The sequence below is a fragment of the Streptomyces sp. NPDC043685 genome, from assembly GCF_056436585.1.
This window is the reverse complement of record NZ_JBWKCH010000001.1, coordinates 278,069-296,302: the sequence shown is the minus strand read 5'-3', so window position 1 is coordinate 296,302 and position 18,234 is coordinate 278,069. Positions and strand designations below refer to the sequence as shown.

29 protein-coding genes are annotated in these 18,234 nt (G+C 67.3%); 2 read left to right on the top strand and 27 right to left on the bottom strand.

Annotation, left to right across the window (positions count from 1 at the left end; translation table 11 throughout):
• The first annotated feature begins 17 nt into the window (after window positions 1-17).
• Complete coding sequence (locus tag AC0665_RS01525; protein WP_478605395.1) at window positions 18-956, top strand: DUF389 domain-containing protein; 939 nt, start codon at window positions 18-20, stop codon at window positions 954-956.
• A gap of 240 nt (window positions 957-1,196) precedes the next feature.
• Here the strand turns inward: AC0665_RS01525 and glmM are convergent, their stop codons facing one another.
• The 4 genes from glmM to AC0665_RS01505 all read right to left on the bottom strand — a co-directional run bounded on the left by glmM (window position 1,197) and on the right by AC0665_RS01505 (window position 4,248).
• Window positions 1,197-2,555 carry a phosphoglucosamine mutase gene (gene glmM, locus AC0665_RS01520; protein ID WP_468406699.1) on the bottom strand — a complete coding sequence of 453 codons (1,359 nt, stop codon included), beginning with the start codon at window positions 2,553-2,555 and terminating at the stop codon, window positions 1,197-1,199.
• Between the two features lie 166 nt (window positions 2,556-2,721).
• A complete protein-coding gene (rpsI, locus tag AC0665_RS01515; RefSeq protein ID WP_004927169.1) occupies window positions 2,722-3,234 on the bottom strand; it encodes a 30S ribosomal protein S9 in 513 nt (170 codons plus the stop codon).
• Window positions 3,235-3,275: 41 nt separating this feature from the next.
• Complete coding sequence (rplM, locus tag AC0665_RS01510) at window positions 3,276-3,719, bottom strand: 50S ribosomal protein L13 (protein ID WP_010036634.1); 444 nt, start codon at window positions 3,717-3,719, stop codon at window positions 3,276-3,278.
• Between the two features lie 217 nt (window positions 3,720-3,936).
• Window positions 3,937-4,248, bottom strand: a complete 312-nt coding sequence (locus AC0665_RS01505; protein ID WP_478605190.1) for a hypothetical protein — start codon at window positions 4,246-4,248, stop codon at window positions 3,937-3,939.
• A 74-nt stretch (window positions 4,249-4,322) separates the two neighbouring features.
• On the opposite strand from AC0665_RS01505, the gene AC0665_RS01500 reads away from it, so the two are divergent.
• Window positions 4,323-5,192 (top strand): hypothetical protein, encoded by an 870-nt coding sequence (locus AC0665_RS01500; protein ID WP_468635504.1) that lies wholly within the window; start codon window positions 4,323-4,325, stop codon window positions 5,190-5,192.
• 7 nt (window positions 5,193-5,199) lie between these two features.
• Here AC0665_RS01500 and truA read toward each other — a convergent pair whose 3' ends face one another.
• The 23 genes from truA to rplP form a co-directional block, all read right to left on the bottom strand.
• Window positions 5,200-6,054 (bottom strand): tRNA pseudouridine(38-40) synthase TruA, encoded by an 855-nt coding sequence (gene truA, locus AC0665_RS01495; protein WP_363118601.1) that lies wholly within the window; start codon window positions 6,052-6,054, stop codon window positions 5,200-5,202.
• Between the two features lie 145 nt (window positions 6,055-6,199).
• Complete coding sequence (gene rplQ, locus AC0665_RS01490) at window positions 6,200-6,685, bottom strand: 50S ribosomal protein L17 (RefSeq protein ID WP_478507426.1); 486 nt, start codon at window positions 6,683-6,685, stop codon at window positions 6,200-6,202.
• Window positions 6,686-6,868: 183 nt separating this feature from the next.
• On the bottom strand, window positions 6,869-7,891 hold the full coding sequence (locus AC0665_RS01485; protein ID WP_003966937.1) for a DNA-directed RNA polymerase subunit alpha: 1,023 nt from the start codon (window positions 7,889-7,891) through the stop codon (window positions 6,869-6,871).
• A 154-nt stretch (window positions 7,892-8,045) separates the two neighbouring features.
• Window positions 8,046-8,450, bottom strand: coding sequence for a 30S ribosomal protein S11 (gene rpsK, locus AC0665_RS01480; protein ID WP_003956432.1), 405 nt, complete (start codon window positions 8,448-8,450; stop codon window positions 8,046-8,048).
• Between the two features lie 64 nt (window positions 8,451-8,514).
• Entirely contained in the window at window positions 8,515-8,895 is a 381-nt protein-coding gene (gene rpsM, locus AC0665_RS01475; protein ID WP_004984507.1) for a 30S ribosomal protein S13, read from the bottom strand.
• A 193-nt stretch (window positions 8,896-9,088) separates the two neighbouring features.
• The gene (gene rpmJ / locus AC0665_RS01470; protein ID WP_003974245.1) at window positions 9,089-9,202 is read right to left on the bottom strand and encodes a 50S ribosomal protein L36; all 114 of its coding nucleotides are present in this window, start codon (window positions 9,200-9,202) and stop codon (window positions 9,089-9,091) included.
• Window positions 9,203-9,266: 64 nt separating this feature from the next.
• Window positions 9,267-9,488, bottom strand: coding sequence for a translation initiation factor IF-1 (gene infA, locus AC0665_RS01465; protein WP_003948620.1), 222 nt, complete (start codon window positions 9,486-9,488; stop codon window positions 9,267-9,269).
• 237 nt (window positions 9,489-9,725) lie between these two features.
• The gene (gene map, locus AC0665_RS01460; RefSeq protein WP_468406687.1) at window positions 9,726-10,562 is read right to left on the bottom strand and encodes a type I methionyl aminopeptidase; all 837 of its coding nucleotides are present in this window, start codon (window positions 10,560-10,562) and stop codon (window positions 9,726-9,728) included.
• A 131-nt stretch (window positions 10,563-10,693) separates the two neighbouring features.
• Window positions 10,694-11,356: an adenylate kinase gene (locus AC0665_RS01455; RefSeq protein ID WP_478605195.1), complete on the bottom strand. Its 663-nt coding sequence runs from the start codon at window positions 11,354-11,356 to the stop codon at window positions 10,694-10,696.
• Window positions 11,356-12,669, bottom strand: coding sequence for a preprotein translocase subunit SecY (gene secY / locus AC0665_RS01450; protein ID WP_468406681.1), 1,314 nt, complete (start codon window positions 12,667-12,669; stop codon window positions 11,356-11,358). The genes AC0665_RS01455 and secY overlap by 1 nt, the downstream gene beginning before the upstream one ends.
• 235 nt (window positions 12,670-12,904) lie before the next feature.
• Entirely contained in the window at window positions 12,905-13,360 is a 456-nt protein-coding gene (rplO, locus tag AC0665_RS01445; protein WP_363118608.1) for a 50S ribosomal protein L15, read from the bottom strand.
• A gap of 2 nt (window positions 13,361-13,362) precedes the next feature.
• The gene (rpmD, locus tag AC0665_RS01440; protein ID WP_005481207.1) at window positions 13,363-13,545 is read right to left on the bottom strand and encodes a 50S ribosomal protein L30; all 183 of its coding nucleotides are present in this window, start codon (window positions 13,543-13,545) and stop codon (window positions 13,363-13,365) included.
• On the bottom strand, window positions 13,545-14,153 hold the full coding sequence (gene rpsE, locus AC0665_RS01435; RefSeq protein ID WP_013001409.1) for a 30S ribosomal protein S5: 609 nt from the start codon (window positions 14,151-14,153) through the stop codon (window positions 13,545-13,547). The genes rpmD and rpsE overlap by 1 nt, the downstream gene beginning before the upstream one ends.
• 41 nt (window positions 14,154-14,194) lie before the next feature.
• Window positions 14,195-14,578, bottom strand: coding sequence for a 50S ribosomal protein L18 (gene rplR / locus AC0665_RS01430; RefSeq protein ID WP_007494754.1), 384 nt, complete (start codon window positions 14,576-14,578; stop codon window positions 14,195-14,197).
• 3 nt (window positions 14,579-14,581) lie between these two features.
• Complete coding sequence (gene rplF, locus AC0665_RS01425; RefSeq protein ID WP_003992368.1) at window positions 14,582-15,121, bottom strand: 50S ribosomal protein L6; 540 nt, start codon at window positions 15,119-15,121, stop codon at window positions 14,582-14,584.
• Window positions 15,122-15,145: 24 nt separating this feature from the next.
• Window positions 15,146-15,544, bottom strand: coding sequence for a 30S ribosomal protein S8 (gene rpsH, locus AC0665_RS01420; protein ID WP_030839654.1), 399 nt, complete (start codon window positions 15,542-15,544; stop codon window positions 15,146-15,148).
• 213 nt (window positions 15,545-15,757) lie between these two features.
• Entirely contained in the window at window positions 15,758-15,943 is a 186-nt protein-coding gene (locus AC0665_RS01415) for a type Z 30S ribosomal protein S14 (RefSeq protein ID WP_003948630.1), read from the bottom strand.
• 5 nt (window positions 15,944-15,948) lie between these two features.
• On the bottom strand, window positions 15,949-16,506 hold the full coding sequence (gene rplE / locus AC0665_RS01410; RefSeq protein ID WP_283973836.1) for a 50S ribosomal protein L5: 558 nt from the start codon (window positions 16,504-16,506) through the stop codon (window positions 15,949-15,951).
• A complete protein-coding gene (gene rplX / locus AC0665_RS01405) occupies window positions 16,506-16,829 on the bottom strand; it encodes a 50S ribosomal protein L24 (RefSeq protein ID WP_003992365.1) in 324 nt (107 codons plus the stop codon). Before rplX ends, rplE begins: the two co-directional genes overlap by 1 nt.
• A 2-nt stretch (window positions 16,830-16,831) precedes the next feature.
• Window positions 16,832-17,200 carry a 50S ribosomal protein L14 gene (rplN, locus tag AC0665_RS01400; RefSeq protein ID WP_003992364.1) on the bottom strand — a complete coding sequence of 123 codons (369 nt, stop codon included), beginning with the start codon at window positions 17,198-17,200 and terminating at the stop codon, window positions 16,832-16,834.
• Window positions 17,201-17,302: 102 nt separating this feature from the next.
• Window positions 17,303-17,590 (bottom strand): 30S ribosomal protein S17, encoded by a 288-nt coding sequence (gene rpsQ / locus AC0665_RS01395; RefSeq protein WP_030839660.1) that lies wholly within the window; start codon window positions 17,588-17,590, stop codon window positions 17,303-17,305.
• Complete coding sequence (gene rpmC, locus AC0665_RS01390; protein WP_010036720.1) at window positions 17,587-17,811, bottom strand: 50S ribosomal protein L29; 225 nt, start codon at window positions 17,809-17,811, stop codon at window positions 17,587-17,589. Before rpmC ends, rpsQ begins: the two co-directional genes overlap by 4 nt.
• Window positions 17,811-18,230, bottom strand: coding sequence for a 50S ribosomal protein L16 (gene rplP, locus AC0665_RS01385; protein WP_003992362.1), 420 nt, complete (start codon window positions 18,228-18,230; stop codon window positions 17,811-17,813). Before rplP ends, rpmC begins: the two co-directional genes overlap by 1 nt.
• Window positions 18,231-18,234: the final 4 nt, after the last annotated feature.

Sequence of the window (18,234 nt, the reverse complement as noted above, 5' to 3'; positions counted from 1 at the left end):
CGGGTTAGATGAGCGCCATGCTCCATCTGCGTCTGATCACACCGTCCGACCGGACCGACAAAGTGGTCCTGCTGATCGAGAAGACGGTCGGCACCACCCACCTCGTCGTCCTGCCGGGCGCCGCCCGGGACCCCGCCGGGGACGTGGTGATGTGCGACGTGGCCCGAGAGGCGGGCGACGACCTGCTGTCCGGGCTGCGGGACCTCGGCATCGACACCTCCGGCTCCATCGCCGTCGAGTCCATCGACCTGTCCTTGTCGGAGCGGGCCGACAAGGCCGAGGCCGACGCGCCCGGCGAGGGCGCGGACGCGGTCCTCTGGGAGCAGCTGACCGACGCGACGCACGAGGAGTCCACCCTCTCGGTCACGTACCTGGCCTTCATCACGCTCGCCACGATGATCGCGGCCTGTGGCGTGGTCCTGGACAACGCGATCCTGATCGTCGGTGCCATGGCCGTGGGCCCGGAGTTCGGCCCGCTCGCCGGCTTCAGCACCGCGATCGTCCGGCGCCGCCCCCGGCTCGCCCTGCGCTCCCTGATCGCCCTGCTGGTGGGCTTCGTGGCGGCGATGGCGGTGACGGTCGCCTTCAGCCTCTTCATGGATGCCGTGGACCTCTTCAGCGAGAAGCAGCTCATGGCCGACCGTCCGAACACGGGCTTCATCTACGCCCCGGACTGGTTCTCCTTCGTCGTGGCGGTCCTGGCCGGCGTGGCCGGCACGCTCTCCCTGACCTCGGCCAAGTCGGGCGCCCTGGTCGGCGTGGCCATCTCGGTCACCACGATCCCGGCCGCCGCGAACGCGGCCGTGGCCCTGAGCTACGGCGACACGAAACAGACGTGGGGCTCGACGGAACAGCTCCTGCTGAACCTGCTGGGCATCATCGTCGCGGGCACAGCCACCCTGCTGATCCAGAAGTGGCTCTGGTCGAGACAACGCCAGGGAGTCGGCAAGTCCTAGGGGCCCATCAACCCAGCACCTCAACGGCCTCGACTTCCCCGCGCCCCTCAGGGGCGCGGGGAACTGCGCGACAAGCCACCCACAACCCGCAGCCCGGCCCCTCAACCCAGCACGGACTTCTCGATACCAACGGCCTCGACCATCACGCCCCCTCAGGGGCGCGGGGAACTGCGCGACAAGCCACCCACAACCCGCAGCCCGCCACAAACCACAGCCCCCACCCCGGCCCGGCCCGGCCCATCAACCCAGCGCGGACTTCACCGCATCGGCCAACCGCCCCGCGACAGACCGAGCCTGCTCGATATCAGCCGCCTCGACCATCACCCGCACCAACGGCTCCGTCCCGGAGGGCCGCAGCAGCACCCGCCCGGTCTCCCCGAGCTCCCGCTCCGCGTCCGACACCGCCGCCGACAGCTCCGCGGACGTCCCCACCCGCGTCCGGTCGACGTCAGGCACATTGATCAGCACCTGCGGCAGCCGGTCCATGACCCCGGCGAGCTCCCGCAGCGAACGCCCGCTCTGAGCCACCCGGGCCGCCAGCAGCAGACCGGTCAGCGTGCCGTCCCCGGTCGTCGCGTGGTCGAGGATGATCACGTGCCCGGACTGCTCACCGCCGAGGGCGAACCCGTGCTCCTTCATCTCCTCCAGCACGTACCGGTCCCCGACCCCGGTCTGCACCAGCCGAATGCCCTCGCGCTCCATGGCCAGCTTGAACCCGAGGTTGGACATCACGGTGGCCACGACCGTCTCGGACCGCAGCACGGAGCGCTCCCGCATCGCCAGCGCGAGCACGGCGAGGATCTGGTCCCCGTCCACCTCCTCGCCGGTGTGGTCGACGGCGAGGCACCGGTCGGCGTCCCCGTCGTGCGCGATGCCCAGGTCGGCGCCGTGCTCGACGACGGCGGCCTTGATCTTGTCCAGGTGCGTCGAACCGCACCCGTCGTTGATGTTGAGCCCGTCCGGCTCGGCCCCGATCGTGACGACCTCGGCACCGGCCCGCTGGAACGCCTCCGGCGAGACCCGGGCGGCGGCGCCGTGCGCCTCGTCGAGGACGATCTTCAGCCCGTCGAGCCGGTTCGGCAGGGCACCCAGCAGATGCGCGACGTACCGGTCGAAACCCTCGTCGTAGTCGCGTACGCGGCCCACACCCGATCCGGTCGGGCGGTCCCACGGTGCGCCGGTGCGGTGCTCCTCGTAGACGGACTCGATCCGGTCCTCCAGCTCGTCGGCGAGCTTGTGCCCACCGCGGGCGAAGAACTTGACGCCGTTGTCGGGCATGGCGTTGTGGCTCGCGGAGAGCATCACACCGAGGTCGGCGCCGAGCTCCGCGGTGAGGTACGCCACGGCGGGCGTCGGCAGCACGCCCACCCGCAGGACGTCCACGCCCGCGCTGGCGAGTCCCGCGACGACGGCGGCTTCCAGGAACTCCCCGGAGGCACGGGGGTCACGCCCGACCACGGCCCTGGGCCGGTGTCCTTCGAACGTGCCCGCCTCGGCCAGTACGTGTGCCGCGGCCACGGACAGGCCCAGGGCCATCTCCGCCGTCAGATCCGCGTTGGCGACACCGCGCACGCCGTCCGTGCCGAAGAGTCGTCCCACAGTGGTGTCCTCCGAATTGCTGAAGAGAGTGCGGCTCACACCCCCGAGTACACCCCCTGAGACTGTCCGGGGGCTGTAGGGGTTGTGTAAACGAAACCGCCCCGGCAGCACAACCGTGCCGCCGGGGCGATCTTTGCGAAGCCAGTCGCAAGGACAGGCGACGCGACTAGCGCTTGCTGTACTGCGGAGCCTTGCGGGCCTTCTTCAGACCGGCCTTCTTGCGCTCGACCGCACGGTCGTCGCGCTTGAGGAAGCCGGCCTTCTTCAGCGGGCCGCGGTTGTTGTCGACGTCCGCCTCGTTCAGCGCGCGGGCGACACCGAGACGGAGCGCACCGGCCTGGCCGGAGACACCGCCACCGGCGATGCGGGCGATGACGTCGTAACGGCCCTCGAGCTCGAGAACCTTGAACGGCTCGTTGACTTCCTGCTGGTGCACCTTGTTGGGGAAGTAGTCCTCAAGGGTGCGACCGTTGATCTTCCACTTGCCGGTGCCCGGGACGATCCGGACGCGGGCGATGGCGTTCTTGCGACGGCCCAGGCCGGCGGCCGGCTGGGGCTCGCCGAAGCGGGAAGCCATGGACTCCGAGGTGTACTCGCCCTCGACGGGAACCTCGGACTCGGTGGTGTAGCTGTCGATGTCAAGCTCTTCGAGCGGCTGCTCGGCAGTGGTCTCGGCCACGATTCTCCTCAGATTCTGTTCAGTCTTGGGGGTGGCCGGACTTACTGCGCGACCTGGGTGATCTCGTACGGCTGCGGCTGCTGCGCGCCGTGCGGGTGCTGGTCACCCTTGTAGACCTTCAGCTTCGAGAGCATCTGACGGCCCAGCGTGTTCTTGGGGAGCATGCCCTTGACGGCCTTCTCGATGGCCTTCTCGGGGTTCTTGTCGAGGAGCTCGTCGTAACGGACGGAGCGCAGACCACCCGGGTATCCGGAGTGGCGGTACGCCATCTTCTGGGTCCGCTTGTTGCCGGAGAGGTGCACCTTGTCGGCGTTGATGATGATGACGAAGTCACCAGCGTCGACGTGCGGCGCGTAGATCGGCTTGTGCTTGCCCCGGAGGAGCGTCGCGGCAGTGGTGGCGAGACGACCCAGGACAACGTCCTGAGCGTCGATGACGTGCCACTGGCGCGTCACATCGCCGGGCTTGGGGCTGTACGTACGCACGGTTCGTAGCCTTCGCTTCGAGTGAATGGTCCATAACTGGTCACCGAAACGATCACGACAGCCTGGACCGCACTGCGGCGACGCATACCGCGTACGTGGGGTCGCTGGTCATCGGCCCGGTGGACCGGTGTAAGGGCCCGTCCCGTGAGAATGAGCAAGCCAATACACAACGAACAAGCAGAATACCGGGGTACGGCACAAGGGTCAAAACGCGGTGTCAGCGCAGCCGCTCGGTCACGGACACGTACAGGACGGCACAGAGCGTCACGGCCCTGCGCAGCGTCCGCCGCCGCACCGGCCGCACCCAGGGGACGACCACCGAGAGCAGCGCGTCGACGGCGACGGCCGCGCACCACCGCACCACGGACCGGCCCCCGCGCGGACGACGGCCCGCCCCCAGCACCCCCATCACGACCGACGGCCACACCCCGGCCCCGAGGCCCTGCCAGGCGAGCAGACAGGCCAGCGGCACCACGGCCGGCAGCAGTCGCCCCAACCACCCGGAGATGTCGCCTTTGACCGTGCGCATGGGAGGAACGCTAGGGGCTGGAGCCCCGATCCGGGCGGACCAGCACACCCCTTGTCCCGTCTAAGATGCGGCCCATGAGCTATGGGCAGCAGGGGGGACCTCAGTCCCAGTGGGATCCCTGGAAACCGCAGTCGCAGCAGCCCTGGAGCAGCGGGGGCGGCCAGTCCCCGGACTGGGCGGCGCTCGCTGAGGCCTCCGAGGCCCGCAACAGGCGGCGCCGGCTGCTGCTGATCGGCGGCGGCGCGTTCGCCACCGTCGCGATCGGCACCGCGGTCGCGGTGGCCGTCGTCTCGGCCGGTGGCGACAAGCAGGGCAATCCGACCTCGCTGCCCTCGGCCGACATCCCGAGCCAGTCCGCCTCGGCCCCGTCGTTCGCCCCGACCAGCGCCCCTCCCCCGCTGGACCCCGAGGACTTCATCGCCAGCGCGAAGAAGGACACGGCCCCGCTCAGCCCGGCGACCCTCTTCCCCGGCACCCAGCTCACCATGGGCGAGACGGTCTACAAGAAGGGCCCCACGGCGGACACGCGGAACTGCGCCTCGGCGGCCGGAGGCACGCTCCCCAAGATCCTCACCGCGAACGACTGCACCCGTCTGATACGCGTCACCTACGTCAAGGACGGCGTCGCGGTCACGGTCGGCGTGGCCGTCTTCGACACCGAGGCGCAGGCCGCCAAGGCCAAGGGCCAGAGCACCAAGCAGAGCTTCGTCAGGTCGCTGTCCGGCGGCGGTGTGAAGCCCTTCTGCGAATCCGGCTTCTGCCGCACGACGACCAACTCCTACGGCCGTTACGCCTACTTCACCAACGCGGGCTTCACCAACGGCAAGGACGTCACGCCCAAGGACACCCCGGTCTACAAGACCGGTGACGACCTGGGCCAGTTCACGTTCAACCAGATCCGCCGCCGCGGCGAAGCCCAGGCCTCGGCCGCGGCCGACGAGTGAGCGGACGTCAGCAGCAGCCCGCCGACGGCAACGACCGCTTGTTGCGCGCCTCCTTGCTGCGCGCGGCGAGCAGTTCGTCGGCCGGGTAACCGACCTCCTCCAGCGTCAGACCGTGCGGCCGCACGACGTGCACGGCCGAGTCCCGCACACCGGCCGCCAGCACCTTCCCCGGCCACTCGGCCGGGCGGTGCCCGTCGCCCACGAACAGCAGCGCCCCGATGAGCGAACGCACCATGTTGTGGCAGAAGGCGTCGGCCCGCACGGTGGCGGTGATGATCCCGTCGTCCCCCCGCACCAGGCTCAGCTCCTGGAGCGTGCGGATGGTGGTGGCGCCCTCGCGCTTCTTGCAGTAGGCGGCGAAGTCGTGCTCGCCCAGCAGCCCGCGGGCGGCCTCGTTCATGGCCTCCACGTCGAGGGGCCAGTCGTGCCACAGCACATGGCCGCGCAGCAGCGGGTCGACGCCTCCGGGGTTGTCGGTCACCCGGTACGCGTACCGCCTCCAGACGGCCGAGAAGCGGGCGTTGAACCCGGGGGGCGCCTCCCTGAGGGCCCAGACGCGTACGTCCCGGGGCAGCCGTCCGGCGAGCCGCTTCAGCAGCTTCTGGTGGTGCTCCGACCACACCTCACGCGGCAGATCGACATGAGCGACCTGCCCCCGGGCGTGCACCCCGGCGTCCGTACGCCCCGCGACGGTCAGCTCGTACGTCTCCCGCGACCGTGTCACGGTCCGCAGGGCGTCCTCGATCTCCCCCTGCACGGTCCGCCGCCCCCCGGCCTGCTTGGCCCACCCGGAGAACTCACTCCCGTCGTACGACAGATCGAGCCGGACCCGGACGTGACCGGGTGCTACTTCCTCACTCACCCCAGGATCCTCTCACCCACACGAAGACGGGCCCGCCCCCTCGAAAGGGAACGGACCCGCTCACGACGCCCTTCAGGGGCGCGGGGAACTGCGCGAACAACCACGGCGAACCGCAAGCCGCCGACCGTCAGTCCCCGGCAGACGCTTACGCGTCCTTGGACTCCTCGGTGTCCTCGGCCTTGGTCGTGTCGACCTGGGCCTCGGCAGCCTCGTTGTCCTTCGCGGCACGCTTGGTCGCGGCCTCGGCCTCGCCCGTCGCCTCCTGCGCCACCGTCAGCGCCTCGACCAGCTCGATGACGGCCATGGGCGCGTTGTCGCCACGGCGGTTGCCGATCTTGGTGATGCGGGTGTAGCCACCCGGACGGTTCTCGTAGCGCGGGCCGATCTCGGTGAAGAGCGTGTGGACGACGCTCTTGTCCGTGATGACCTGGAGCACCTGACGGCGGTTGTGAAGGTCGCCCTTCTTCGCCTTGGTGACCAGACGCTCGGCGTACGGACGCAGCTTGCGCGCCTTCGCCTCGGTGGTGGTGATGCGACCGTGCTCGAAGAGCGACTTCGCGAGGTTCGCGAGGAGCAGCTTCTCGTGCGCGGCGCTGCCGCCCATACGGGCACCCTTGGTGGGCTTCGGCATGGTGTTCTCCTAGGTGTCTGCCCCGGCCGTATCAGGTACCGGGGTCAGTATCCGAGCAGGCGGTCGCCTGTCGGAGATCCGGACGACAAGCCCGAAGGGACTGTCGTCCGGAAGGGGCGCGGGGAACCGCGCGATCAAGCGCAGCGCACCCGCACCCGAGTACGGACCGGAAGGTCCGAGCTCTCAGTACTGCTCGGTCTCGACGAACCCGGCGTCCGCGTCGTCGTCCGCGCCGAAGGCGTCGGCGGCGGCGGTCGGGTCGAATCCGGGCGGGCTGTCCTTGAGGGCCAGGCCCATGCCGGCCAGCTTCGCCTTGACCTCGTCGATCGACTTCGCACCGAAGTTGCGGATGTCGAGCAGGTCCGCCTCGGACCGCGCCACGAGCTCACCCACGGAGTGGATGCCCTCACGCTTGAGGCAGTTGTACGACCGAACGGTGAGCTCGAGCTCCTCGATCGGCAGCGCCAGATCGGCGGCCAGGGCGGCGTCCGTGGGGGACGGGCCCATGTCGATGCCCTCGGCGTCGATGTTCAGCTCGCGGGCGAGACCGAACAGCTCGACCAGGGTCTTACCGGCGGAGGCCATGGCGTCACGGGGACGCATCGCCTGCTTGGTCTCAACGTCGACGATCAGCTTGTCGAAGTCGGTGCGCTGCTCGACACGGGTCGCCTCGACCTTGTACGTGACCTTCAGCACGGGGCTGTAGATGGAGTCGACCGGGATACGGCCGATCTCCTGGCCCACCTGCTTGTTCTGCACGGCGGAGACGTAACCGCGGCCACGCTCGACCGTGAGCTCCATCTCCAGCTTGCCCTTGCCGTTGAGCGTGGCGAGGACGAGGTCGGGGTTGTGGACCTCGACACCGGCCGGGGGCGCGATGTCGGCGGCGGTGACCAGACCCGGGCCCTGCTTGCGCAGGTACATCACGACCGGCTCGTCGTGCTCCGAGGAGACGACCAGCTGCTTGATGTTGAGGATCAGGTCGGTGACGTCCTCCTTGACGCCCGGCACGGTGGTGAACTCGTGCAGCACGCCGTCGATGCGGATGGACGTGACCGCCGCACCCGGGATCGAGGAGAGGAGGGTCCGGCGCAGGGAGTTGCCGAGGGTGTAACCGAAGCCCGGCTCCAGCGGCTCGATCACGAACCGGGAGCGGAATTCGTCGACGACCTCTTCGGTCAACGAGGGACGCTGAGCGATCAGCATGTGTGGATCAGATCCTTCAGTCGTGGGCGCCCGCTATTTGACACCCGACGTGAACCGTCCCCGGCGAAATGGGACGGGTACTGCAAGGGTACGGGCGATACGGCCCTTTTACGGAGCCGTACCGCCCGGAAACCGTGAACCCGAAGGCGTCGCGTCAGACGCGGCGGCGCTTCGGCGGACGGCAGCCGTTGTGCGGGGTCGGGGTGACGTCCTGGATGGAGCCGACCTCGAGGCCCGTGGCCTGCAGGGAGCGGATCGCGGTCTCACGACCGGAACCCGGGCCCTTCACGAACACGTCGACCTTGCGCATGCCGTGCTCCTGGGCGCGGCGGGCAGCCGACTCGGCGGCCATCTGCGCGGCGAACGGCGTGGACTTCCGGGAGCCCTTGAAGCCGACGTGGCCGGCGGAGGCCCAGGAGATCACGTTGCCGGACGGGTCCGTGATCGAGACGATCGTGTTGTTGAACGTGCTCTTGATGTGCGCGTGGCCGTGAGCGACGTTCTTCTTTTCCTTGCGGCGCACCTTCTTGGCAGCGCCCTGACGACCCTTGGGGGGCATCTATAACTCCTACGGGAGGTGGTCGGTCCTACAGCGAAGACCGTGGACAGGCGTCCGCTGTGGACTACTTCTTGCCCGGCTTCTTCTTGCCGGCGATGGCGCGACGCGGACCCTTGCGGGTACGAGCGTTGGTGCTGGTGCGCTGACCGCGGACGGGCAGACCACGACGGTGACGCAGACCCTGGTAGGTACCGATCTCGACCTTGCGGCGGATGTCGGCCTGGATCTCGCGACGGAGGTCACCCTCGGTCTTGATGTTGTTGTCGACGTACTCGCGGATCGCGACCAGCTGCTCCTCGGAGAGGTCCCGAACACGGGTGTTCGGGTCCACGCCGGTGGCGGCCAGCGTCTGCTGGGACAGAGTCCGGCCGATGCCGAACACGTAGGTGAGGGCGATCTCCACGCGCTTTTCGCGCGGGATGTCAACACCGGAAACGCGTGCCATTCAATGGCTCCAGTTGCTTGTCGGAGGTCTTCCGCAGAACCGACTCCCAGCCGCCGTACCAGGTACGAACTGGGTCCCCAGCCTCCGAACCGGGGGTGTCAGACGGACGGGGTCCGTCTGGGTCCTGCGTATGAACAAATTCAGCTTGCGTCGCGCGAAACCCTGCGATGGATGCAGAGGGATCGGTCGTGCGTCAGCCCTGGCGCTGCTTGTGGCGCGGGTTGTCGCAAATGACCATGACCCGGCCGTGACGGCGGATCACCCTGCACTTGTCGCAGATCTTCTTGACGCTCGGCTTGACCTTCATGTTGAGGTTCTCCGGGTCAGTGCCGGCAGTCCCACCGCACGCGGCGGCGGGGCACAGGCAAGATCTACTTGTAGCGGTAGACGATCCGGCCACGCGTCAGGTCGTACGGAGACAGCTCCACCACGACCCGGTCGTCAGGGAGGATGCGGATGTAGTGCATGCGCATCTTGCCGCTGATGTGTGCCAGGACCTGGTGGCCGTTCTGGAGCTCGACCTTGAACATGGCGTTCGGAAGAGACTCGACGACAGTGCCCTCGATCTCGATGGCACCTTGCTTCTTGGCCACGCTTCGCCCTTCGAATCGACTACCTTGATCGTCTCTGTGCGAGCGCATGCAGACATGCGGGTACACAAGAGCCGACGAGTCAGTCTACGACAGGGCCCTCGGAAACACGAATCGGGGAAGTCTGCCCCACCGGAGACAGCTTTAAGCGCGCCCCGTCAGGGGCGCGGGGAACTGCGCGAGCGAGCACGACGCGACCCGCAGCCGCCCGGCGACCGGACCGCCGCGCCCGTAGGGCGATCAGCCCAGCGGATCCGGCGCGGCGGTGATCCCCAGCTCGGCGAGCTTCGCCTTGCCCCCGTCGGGAGACGTCAGCACCAGCGGGCCCTCCTCGGTCAGCGCGACCGAGTGCTCCCAGTGGGACGACCAGGTGCCGTCCGTGGTGATGACGGTCCAGTCGTCCTGGAGGACCTCCGTCTTGGGCGTCCCCAGCGACACCATCGGCTCGATCGCGAGGCAGAACCCGGGCACCAGCTTCGGGCCCTTGCCGCGCCGCCGGTCGACGTAGTTCAGCAGGTGCGGGTCCATGTGCATCTCGGTGCCGATGCCGTGGCCGCCGTAGTCCTCGATGATCCCGTACTTGCCGCCGCCCGGCTTCGGCTGGCGGCGGATGTACGTCTCGATGGCCCGGGAGACGTCGACCAGCCGGTTGCCCTGCTTCATGGCCGCGATGCCGGCCCACATCGACTCCTCGGTCACCCGGGAGAGCTCGACCAGCTCCGGGGAGTGACCGGAGCCCACGAAGGCCGTGAAGGCGGCGTCGCCGTGCCAGCCGTCGATGATCGCGCCGCAGTCGATGGAGATGACGTCCCCGTCCTTGAGGACGACGTCGTCGGAGGGGATGCCGTGGACGACGACCTCGTTCACGGACGTGCAGATCGTCGCCGGGAAGCCGCCGTAGCCGAGGAAGTTCGGCTTGGCGTTGTGCTCGGCGAGCACCTTGCGGGCGACCTGGTCCAGATCCTTCGTCGTGGCCCCGGGCACGGCGGCCTCACGGGTCGCCGCGTGGATGGCTGCGACGACAAGCCCCGCCTCACGCATCTTGGCGATCTGCTCGGGGGTCTTGATCTGCACCATGGGGACTACGGCCTTTCTGACCTCGGGCGACTGCGGACGCCTTCAACGATACGGGGCCGCGCGCCGGGCCCCGTCCATGCAGCAGCCGCGGCCCCCCGAGGGGAACCGCGGCCGTAGCTGTGCACGGACGACTACTTGTCGTCCTCGCCACGCTTCAGCGCCTCCATGGCGCGCGTCGTGACGTCCTCCACCTTGCCGAGCGCCGAGATCGTGACCACCAGGCCCTGGGCCTTGTAGTAGTCGATGATCGGCTCGGTCTGCGTGTGGTAGACCTCCAGGCGCGTACGGACCGTCTCCTCGGAGTCGTCGTTGCGCTGGTACAGCTCGCCGCCGCAGACGTCGCAGACGCCTTCCTTGGCCGGCTGCTTGTACGTCACGTGGAAGACGTGCGAGGAGTCGTTCCGGCAGATGCGGCGGCCGGCGATGCGCTTGACCACCTCGTCCTCGGGGACCTCCAGGTCCAGCACCGCGTCGAGCTGCATGCTCTCGGTCTCGAGCAGTTCGTCGAGCGCCTCGGCCTGCGACACGTTGCGGGGGAAGCCGTCCAGCAGGAAGCCGTTCTCGGCGTCCGGCTGCTCCATGCGGTCCTTCGCCATGGCGATGGTGACCTCGTCGGGCACCAGGTTGCCCGCGTCCATGTAGGACTTCGCCAGTTTGCCGAGTTCCGTCTGCCGACTGATGTTGGCCCGGAACAGGTCGCCCGTGGAGATGTGCGGGATCGACAGGTTTCTGGCCAGGAACGCGGCCTGCGTTCCCTTACCGGCGCCAGGCGGCCCGACGAGGACGATACGCATCAGCGGAGGAACCCTTCGTAATTGCGCTGCTGGAGCTGGCTCTCGATCTGCTTCACGGTCTCGAGACCGACACCCACGATGATCAGGATGCTGGTCCCGCCGAACGGGAAGTTCTGGTTCGCCCCGAAACCAGCCAACGCCATCGTCGGCACGAGAGCGATCAGCCCCAAGTACAGCGAACCCGGCCAGGTGATCCGGTTGAGTACGTAGCTCAGGTACTCAGCGGTCGGTCGGCCAGCCCGGATGCCCGGGATGAAGCCACCATACTTCTTCATGTTGTCGGCGACTTCCTCGGGGTTGAACGAGATCGCCACATAGAAGAACGCAAAGAAAACGATCAGGAGGAAGTACAGGACGAGGTGCGACGGGGCCTTCGGATCCGCGAGGTTCTGCTCGATCCAGATCTTCCAGTCCGACTTGCCTCCGGAGAACTGAGCGATCAGCGCCGGGATGTAAAGCAGCGACGAGGCGAAGATGACGGGGATCACACCCGCCTGGTTCACCTTGAGCGGGATGTAGGTGGACGTACCGCCGTAGGAACGTCGGCCGATCATGCGCTTGGCGTACTGGACCGGGACGCGGCGCTGGGCCTGCTCGACGAAGACCACCAGGCCGACCATGGCGAAGCCGACCAGGATGACCGTGCCGAACTCGATCCAGCCACCGGCCAGGGAGCCCTCCTGCTTGATGGCCCACAGCGCGGACGGGAAGGTGGCGGCGATCGAGATGAACATCAGGATCGACATGCCGTTGCCGATGCCGCGGTCGGTGATCAGCTCACCGAGCCACATCACGGCCGCCGTACCGGCGGTCATCGTGATGACCATGGTGATGGTGACGAAGATCGACTGGTCCGGGACGATCTGGCTGGCCACCGGGCAGCCCTGGAACAGCGCGCCGCTGCGGGCGGTGGCGACGAGGCCGGTGCCCTGGAGAATGGCGAGGGCGATCGTCAGGTAACGGGTGTACTGCGTGATCTTCGCCGTACCGGCCTGGCCCTCCTTCTTCAGGGCTTCCAGACGCGGGATCACCACGGTCAGCAGCTGCAGAATGATGCTCGCCGTGATGTACGGCATGATGCCCAGCGCGAAGATCGTGATCTGCAGCAGCGCGCCGCCACTGAACATGTTGACCAGGCCGAAGAGGCCCTGGTTGGCCTGGGCGTTGTCGATACAGGTCTGGACGTTCCGGTAGTCGACGCCTGGGATCGGTACGTGGGTACCGACCCGGTAGACCACGATGATGCCGAGCGTGAAGAGCAGCTTCTTGCGCAGGTCGGGCGTCTTGAACGCCCGGGCGAACGCGGTGAGCACGGTGCCTCCTGCGACCCCCGCGCAACTGCGTCAAGGGTGACGGTCTTGAGGTTCGACGAATAGGTAACGGTCAACTGCCGCTCAGAGTGCCGGAAGTGAAGCACCCTGTGAAAAGAGGGCAGTGCAGGCCACCTTACCGGCGAGACTGCCGCCCTAGGAACGACCAACCGGGGATACCCCATATGTGGGGTATCCCCGGTCGGGATCGCTCAGGTCATCGAGACGCCTGTGGTGTTCAGACGAGCTCGGTGACGGAACCGCCGGCGGCGGTGATCTTCTCCTTGGCGGAGCCGGAGACGGCGTCGACCGTCACCTGCAGCGCCACGGAGATCTCGCCCTGGCCGAGGACCTTGACGAGGCTGTTCTTGCGAACGGCACCCTTGGCCACCAGGCCCTCGACGGTGACCTCGCCACCCTCGGGGTAGAGGGAGGCCAGCTTGTCGAGGTTCACGACCTGGTACTCGGTCTTGAACGGGTTCTTGAAGCCCTTCAGCTTCGGAAGACGCATGTGGAGGGGCATCTGCCCACCCTCGAAGCGCTCCGGAACCTGGTAACGGGCCTTCGTGCCCTTGGTACCACGACCGGCCGTCTTACCCTTCGACGCCTCACCACGACCCACACGGGTCTTGGCGGTCTTGGCGCCCGGGGCGGGACGGAGGTTGTGGATCTTGAGCGGGTTGTTCTCCGCCATGATCAGTCGACCTCCTCGACCGTCACGAGGTGGCGGACGGTGTGCACCATGCCGCGGAACTCGGGGCGGTCCTCCTTGACGACCTGCGTGTTGATGCCCTTGAGACCAAGGGAGCGCAGGGTGTCACGGTGGTTCTGCTTGCTGCCGATGTACGACTTCGTCTGCGTGATCTTGAGCTGAGCCATTACGCAGCACCAGCCCCGGCACGCGCACGCAGCAGAGCCGCGGGAGCGACGTCCTCGAGCGGCAGACCGCGGCGGGCCGCGATCTCCTCGGGACGCTGCAGGCCCTTCAGGGCCTCCACGGTCGCGTGCACGATGTTGATCGCGTTCGACGAGCCGAGCGACTTCGACAGGATGTCGTGCACGCCGGCGCACTCGAGCACGGCACGCACCGGACCACCGGCGATAACGCCGGTACCGGGGGAAGCAGGCTTGAGCAGGACGACGCCCGCGGCCTTCTCGCCCGTGATCGGGTGCGGGATGGTGCCCTGGATGCGGGGGACCTTGAAGAAGTGCTTCTTGGCCTCCTCAACACCCTTGGCGATGGCGGCCGGCACCTCCTTGGCCTTGCCGTATCCGACACCCACGGTGCCGTCACCGTCGCCCACCACGACCAGCGCGGTGAAGCTGAAGCGACGACCACCCTTCACAACCTTGGCGACGCGGTTGATCGCGACGACGCGCTCAACGTACGCGGTCTTCTCGGCGGCAGCAGCGCCGCCGTCACGGCCCTTCCGGTCCCGCCGCTCGCCGCCACCGGCACCGCCACCGCGGCGCTGGGGTCCAGCCATTGGAATTACCTCTCTCTGTTTCCGCTAGCTACGGAACCGACTCAGAACTTGAGTCCGGCCTCGCGGGCGGCGTCCGCCAGGGCGGCGATGCGCCCCGCGTACTGGTTACCACCACGGTCGAACACGACGGCCTCGACACCGGCGGCCTTGGCGCGCTCGGCGACCAGGGCGCCGACCTGCTTGGCCTGCGCGGACTTGTCGCCCTCGCCACCGCGGATCGAGGTGTCCAGGGTGGACGCCGACGCCAGGGTGTGACCCTTGATGTCGTCGATCACCTGGGCCACGATGTGGCGGTTCGAGCGGGTAACGACCAGACGCGGACGCTCCGCCGTACCGTTGATGTGCTTACGGATCCGGATGTGGCGGCGCTTGATCGCGGCGCGCTTGTAGGCGTCGCCCTTAAGGATCTTCTGTCCGTATGCCATGGCTTACTTACCCGCCTTTCCGACCTTGCGGCGGATGACTTCGCCCTCGTACTTGACGCCCTTGGCCTTGTACGGGTCGGGCTTGCGCAGCTTGCGGATGTTGGCCGCAACCTCGCCGACCTTCTGCTTGTCGATGCCCTCGACCGAGAAACGGGTCGGGGACTCCACCTTGAAGGTGATGCCCTCGGGGGCCTCGACCAGGATCGGGTGGCTGTAGCCGAGGGAGAACTCCAGGTTGGAGCCCTTCGCCACGACACGGTAACCGACACCGCTGATTTCGAGCTTCTTGACGTATCCCTGGGTCACACCGGTGATCATGTTCGCCACCAGCGTGCGGGACAGGCCGTGCAGGGCCTTGCTCTGCCGCTCGTCGTTGGGCCGCAGCACCTGAAGGGTGCCGTCCTCGGCCTTGGCGATGTCGATCGGCGCGATGACGGTGTGGGTCAGTTCGCCCTTGGGGCCCTTGACCGCGACCGTACGGCCGTCGATGGTGACGTCCACGCCGGCGGGAACCGGGATGGGGAGCTTGCCGATACGCGACATTGCTGTCTCTCCTCCGTTCCCGAATTACCAGACGTAGGCGAGGACTTCCCCACCCACGCCCTTCTTCTGCGCCTGCTTGTCGGTCAGGAGCCCGTGCGACGTGGAGATGATGGCCACGCCCAGGCCGCCCAGAACCTTCGGCAGGTTGGTGGACTTCGCGTACACCCGGAGACCGGGCTTGGAGATCCGCTTGATGCCCGCGATGGAGCGCTCACGGTTGGGGCCGAACTTCAGCTCCAGGACGAGGTTCTTGCCGACCTCGGCGTCCTCGACCTTCCAGCCCGTGATGAAGCCCTCCTGCTGGAGGATCTCCGCGATGTGCGACTTGATCTTGGACGCCGGCATCGTCACAGAGTCGTGGTACGCCGAGTTCGCGTTCCGCAGACGCGTCAGCATGTCTGCGATCGGATCAGTCATGGTCATGAATTGGCCTGTGGCCTCTCTCGCCGGGGTTTCCTGGTGCGCCATCCCTCTCCCCGATCCGAGACGGGACGGGTGCGGCGCGGTGGACCTACGGCGTAGTAAGTCGTAAGGGCGGCGGCAGACGCCCAACCCCACAAGCCTAAGGCATGTGGGCTGGGCGTCCTGCCGCCCCAGATGCTTACCGAGAGTCCTGCAAATCCCTTATTTGGGGGATTACCAGGAGCTCTTGGTCACGCCCGGCAGCTCGCCACGGTGAGCCATCTCACGAAGGCACACGCGGCACAGGCCGAACTTGCGGTACACGGAGTGCGGGCGGCCGCAGCGCTGGCAGCGGGTGTAGCCACGCACACCGAACTTGGGCTTGCGAGCAGCCTTAGCGATCAGAGCCTTCTTCGCCATCTCGCTCACGCCTCCTTGAAGGGGAAGCCGAGGTGACGAAGGAGCGCGCGGCCCTCAGCGTCGTTGGTCGCCGTGGTCACCACGGTGATGTCCATACCCCGGGTGCGGTCGATCTTGTCCTGGTCGATCTCGTGGAACATGACCTGCTCCGTGAGACCGAAGGTGTAGTTGCCACGGCCGTCGAACTGCTTGGGGGACAGGCCGCGGAAGTCGCGGATGCGCGGCAGCGCGAGCGACAGGGTGCGGTCCAGGAACTCCCACATGCGGTCGCCACGGAGCGTGACGTGGGCACCGATCGGCTGGCCCTCACGCAGCTTGAACTGCGCGATGGACTTGCGAGCCTTGGTGACGGCCGGCTTCTGACCGGTGATCGTGGTGAGGTCGCGGATGGCGCCCTCGATCAGCTTGGAGTCGCGGGCGGCGTCGCCCACACCCATGTTGACCACGATCTTGACGAGACCGGGGATCTGCATGACGTTCTCGTACTTGAACTCGTCACGCAGCTTGCCCGTGATCTCGTCGCGGTACTTCTGCTTCAGACGCGGAGTGGTGGTGGTAGCCATCAGATGTCCTCACCCGTCCGCTTGGCAACGCGGATCTTGTTGCCTTCGTCGTCGAAGCGGTAACCGACGCGGGTCACGACCTTGTTGCCGTCCTTCTCCACGACCAGCTGGACGTTGGAGACGTGGATCGGCGCCTCGGTGGTGACGATGCCGCCGGCCTGCGAACCGCGAGCCGTCGGACCGGCCTTGGTGTGCTTCTTGACCCGGTTGACACCCTCGACCAGGACACGGTCCTCACGGGGGAAGGCCGCGATGACCTTGCCCTGCTTGCCCTTGTCCTTACCGGTGATGACCTGGACCAGGTCGCCCTTCTTGATCTTCATGCTTACAGCACCTCCGGCGCGAGCGAGATGATCTTCATGAACTTCTTCTCGCGCAGCTCCCGGCCGACCGGGCCGAAGATACGGGTGCCACGAGGGTCGCCGTCGTTCTTGAGAATGACGGCGGCGTTCTCGTCGAAGCGGATGTACGAGCCGTCCGGACGGCGGCGCTCCTTGACGGTGCGAACGATGACCGCCTTGATGACGTCACCCTTCTTCACGTTGCCGCCGGGGATCGCGTCCTTGACGGTGGCGACGATGACGTCACCGATACCCGCGTAGCGGCGACCGGAGCCACCGAGCACACGGATGCAAAGGATCTCCTTCGCACCAGTGTTGTCGGCGACACGCAGTCGCGACTCCTGCTGGATCACGTCTATCTCCTGATTGTCTGCCGGTTCCCGGGGCGGGTGCGCGAGTCACGCACCCGCCCCGAGCCTGGCGGAACGATGCCTAGGGGGTCCCCCTAGGAGGGATTACTTGGCCTTCTCGAGGATCTCGACGACGCGCCAGCGCTTGGTCGCGGACAGCGGCCGGGTCTCCATGAGGAGGACACGGTCGCCGACACCCGCGGCGTTCTGCTCGTCGTGGGCCTTGAGCTTGCTCGTACGGCGGATGACCTTGCCGTACAGCGCGTGCTTGACGCGGTCCTCGACGGCGACGACGACGGTCTTGTCCATCTTGTCGCTGACGACCAGGCCCTCGCGGGTCTTGCGGAAACCGCGGTCCGTCTTGGTCTCTTCAGTCACGTTGCTCTCGCTCATGCGCTCTCCACCGTCTCGATGCCCAGCTCGCGCTCACGCATCAGGGTGTAGATCCGCGCGATGTCCTTGCGGACGGCCTTGAGCCGACCGTGGTTCTCGAGCTGACCCGTCGCCGCCTGGAAGCGGAGGTTGAACAGCTCTTCCTTGGCTTCGCGGAGCTTGTTGAGGAGCTCCTCGTTGCCCAGCTCGCGCAGCTCCGACGCCTTGGTACCGGCCGACATCACGCTTCACCTGCCTCGCGCTTGACGATCTTGCACTTCATCGGCAGCTTGTGAGCCGCACGGGTCAGGGCCTCGCGCGCGATCTTCTCGTTGGGGTACGACAGCTCGAACATCACACGTCCGGGCTTGACGTTGGCGATCCACCACTCAGGAGAACCCTTACCGGAACCCATGCGGGTCTCGGCGGGCTTCTTGGTGAGGGGGCGGTCCGGGTAGATGTTGATCCAGACCTTGCCGCCACGCTTGATGTGGCGGGTCATCGCGATACGAGCCGCCTCGATCTGGCGGTTCGTCACGTAGGCCGGGGTCAGCGCCTGGATGCCGTACTCGCCGAACGCAACCTGCGTGCCACCCTTGGACATGCCGTTGCGCTTGGGGTGGTGCTGCTTGCGGTGCTTGACCCTACGGGGGATCAGCATGACG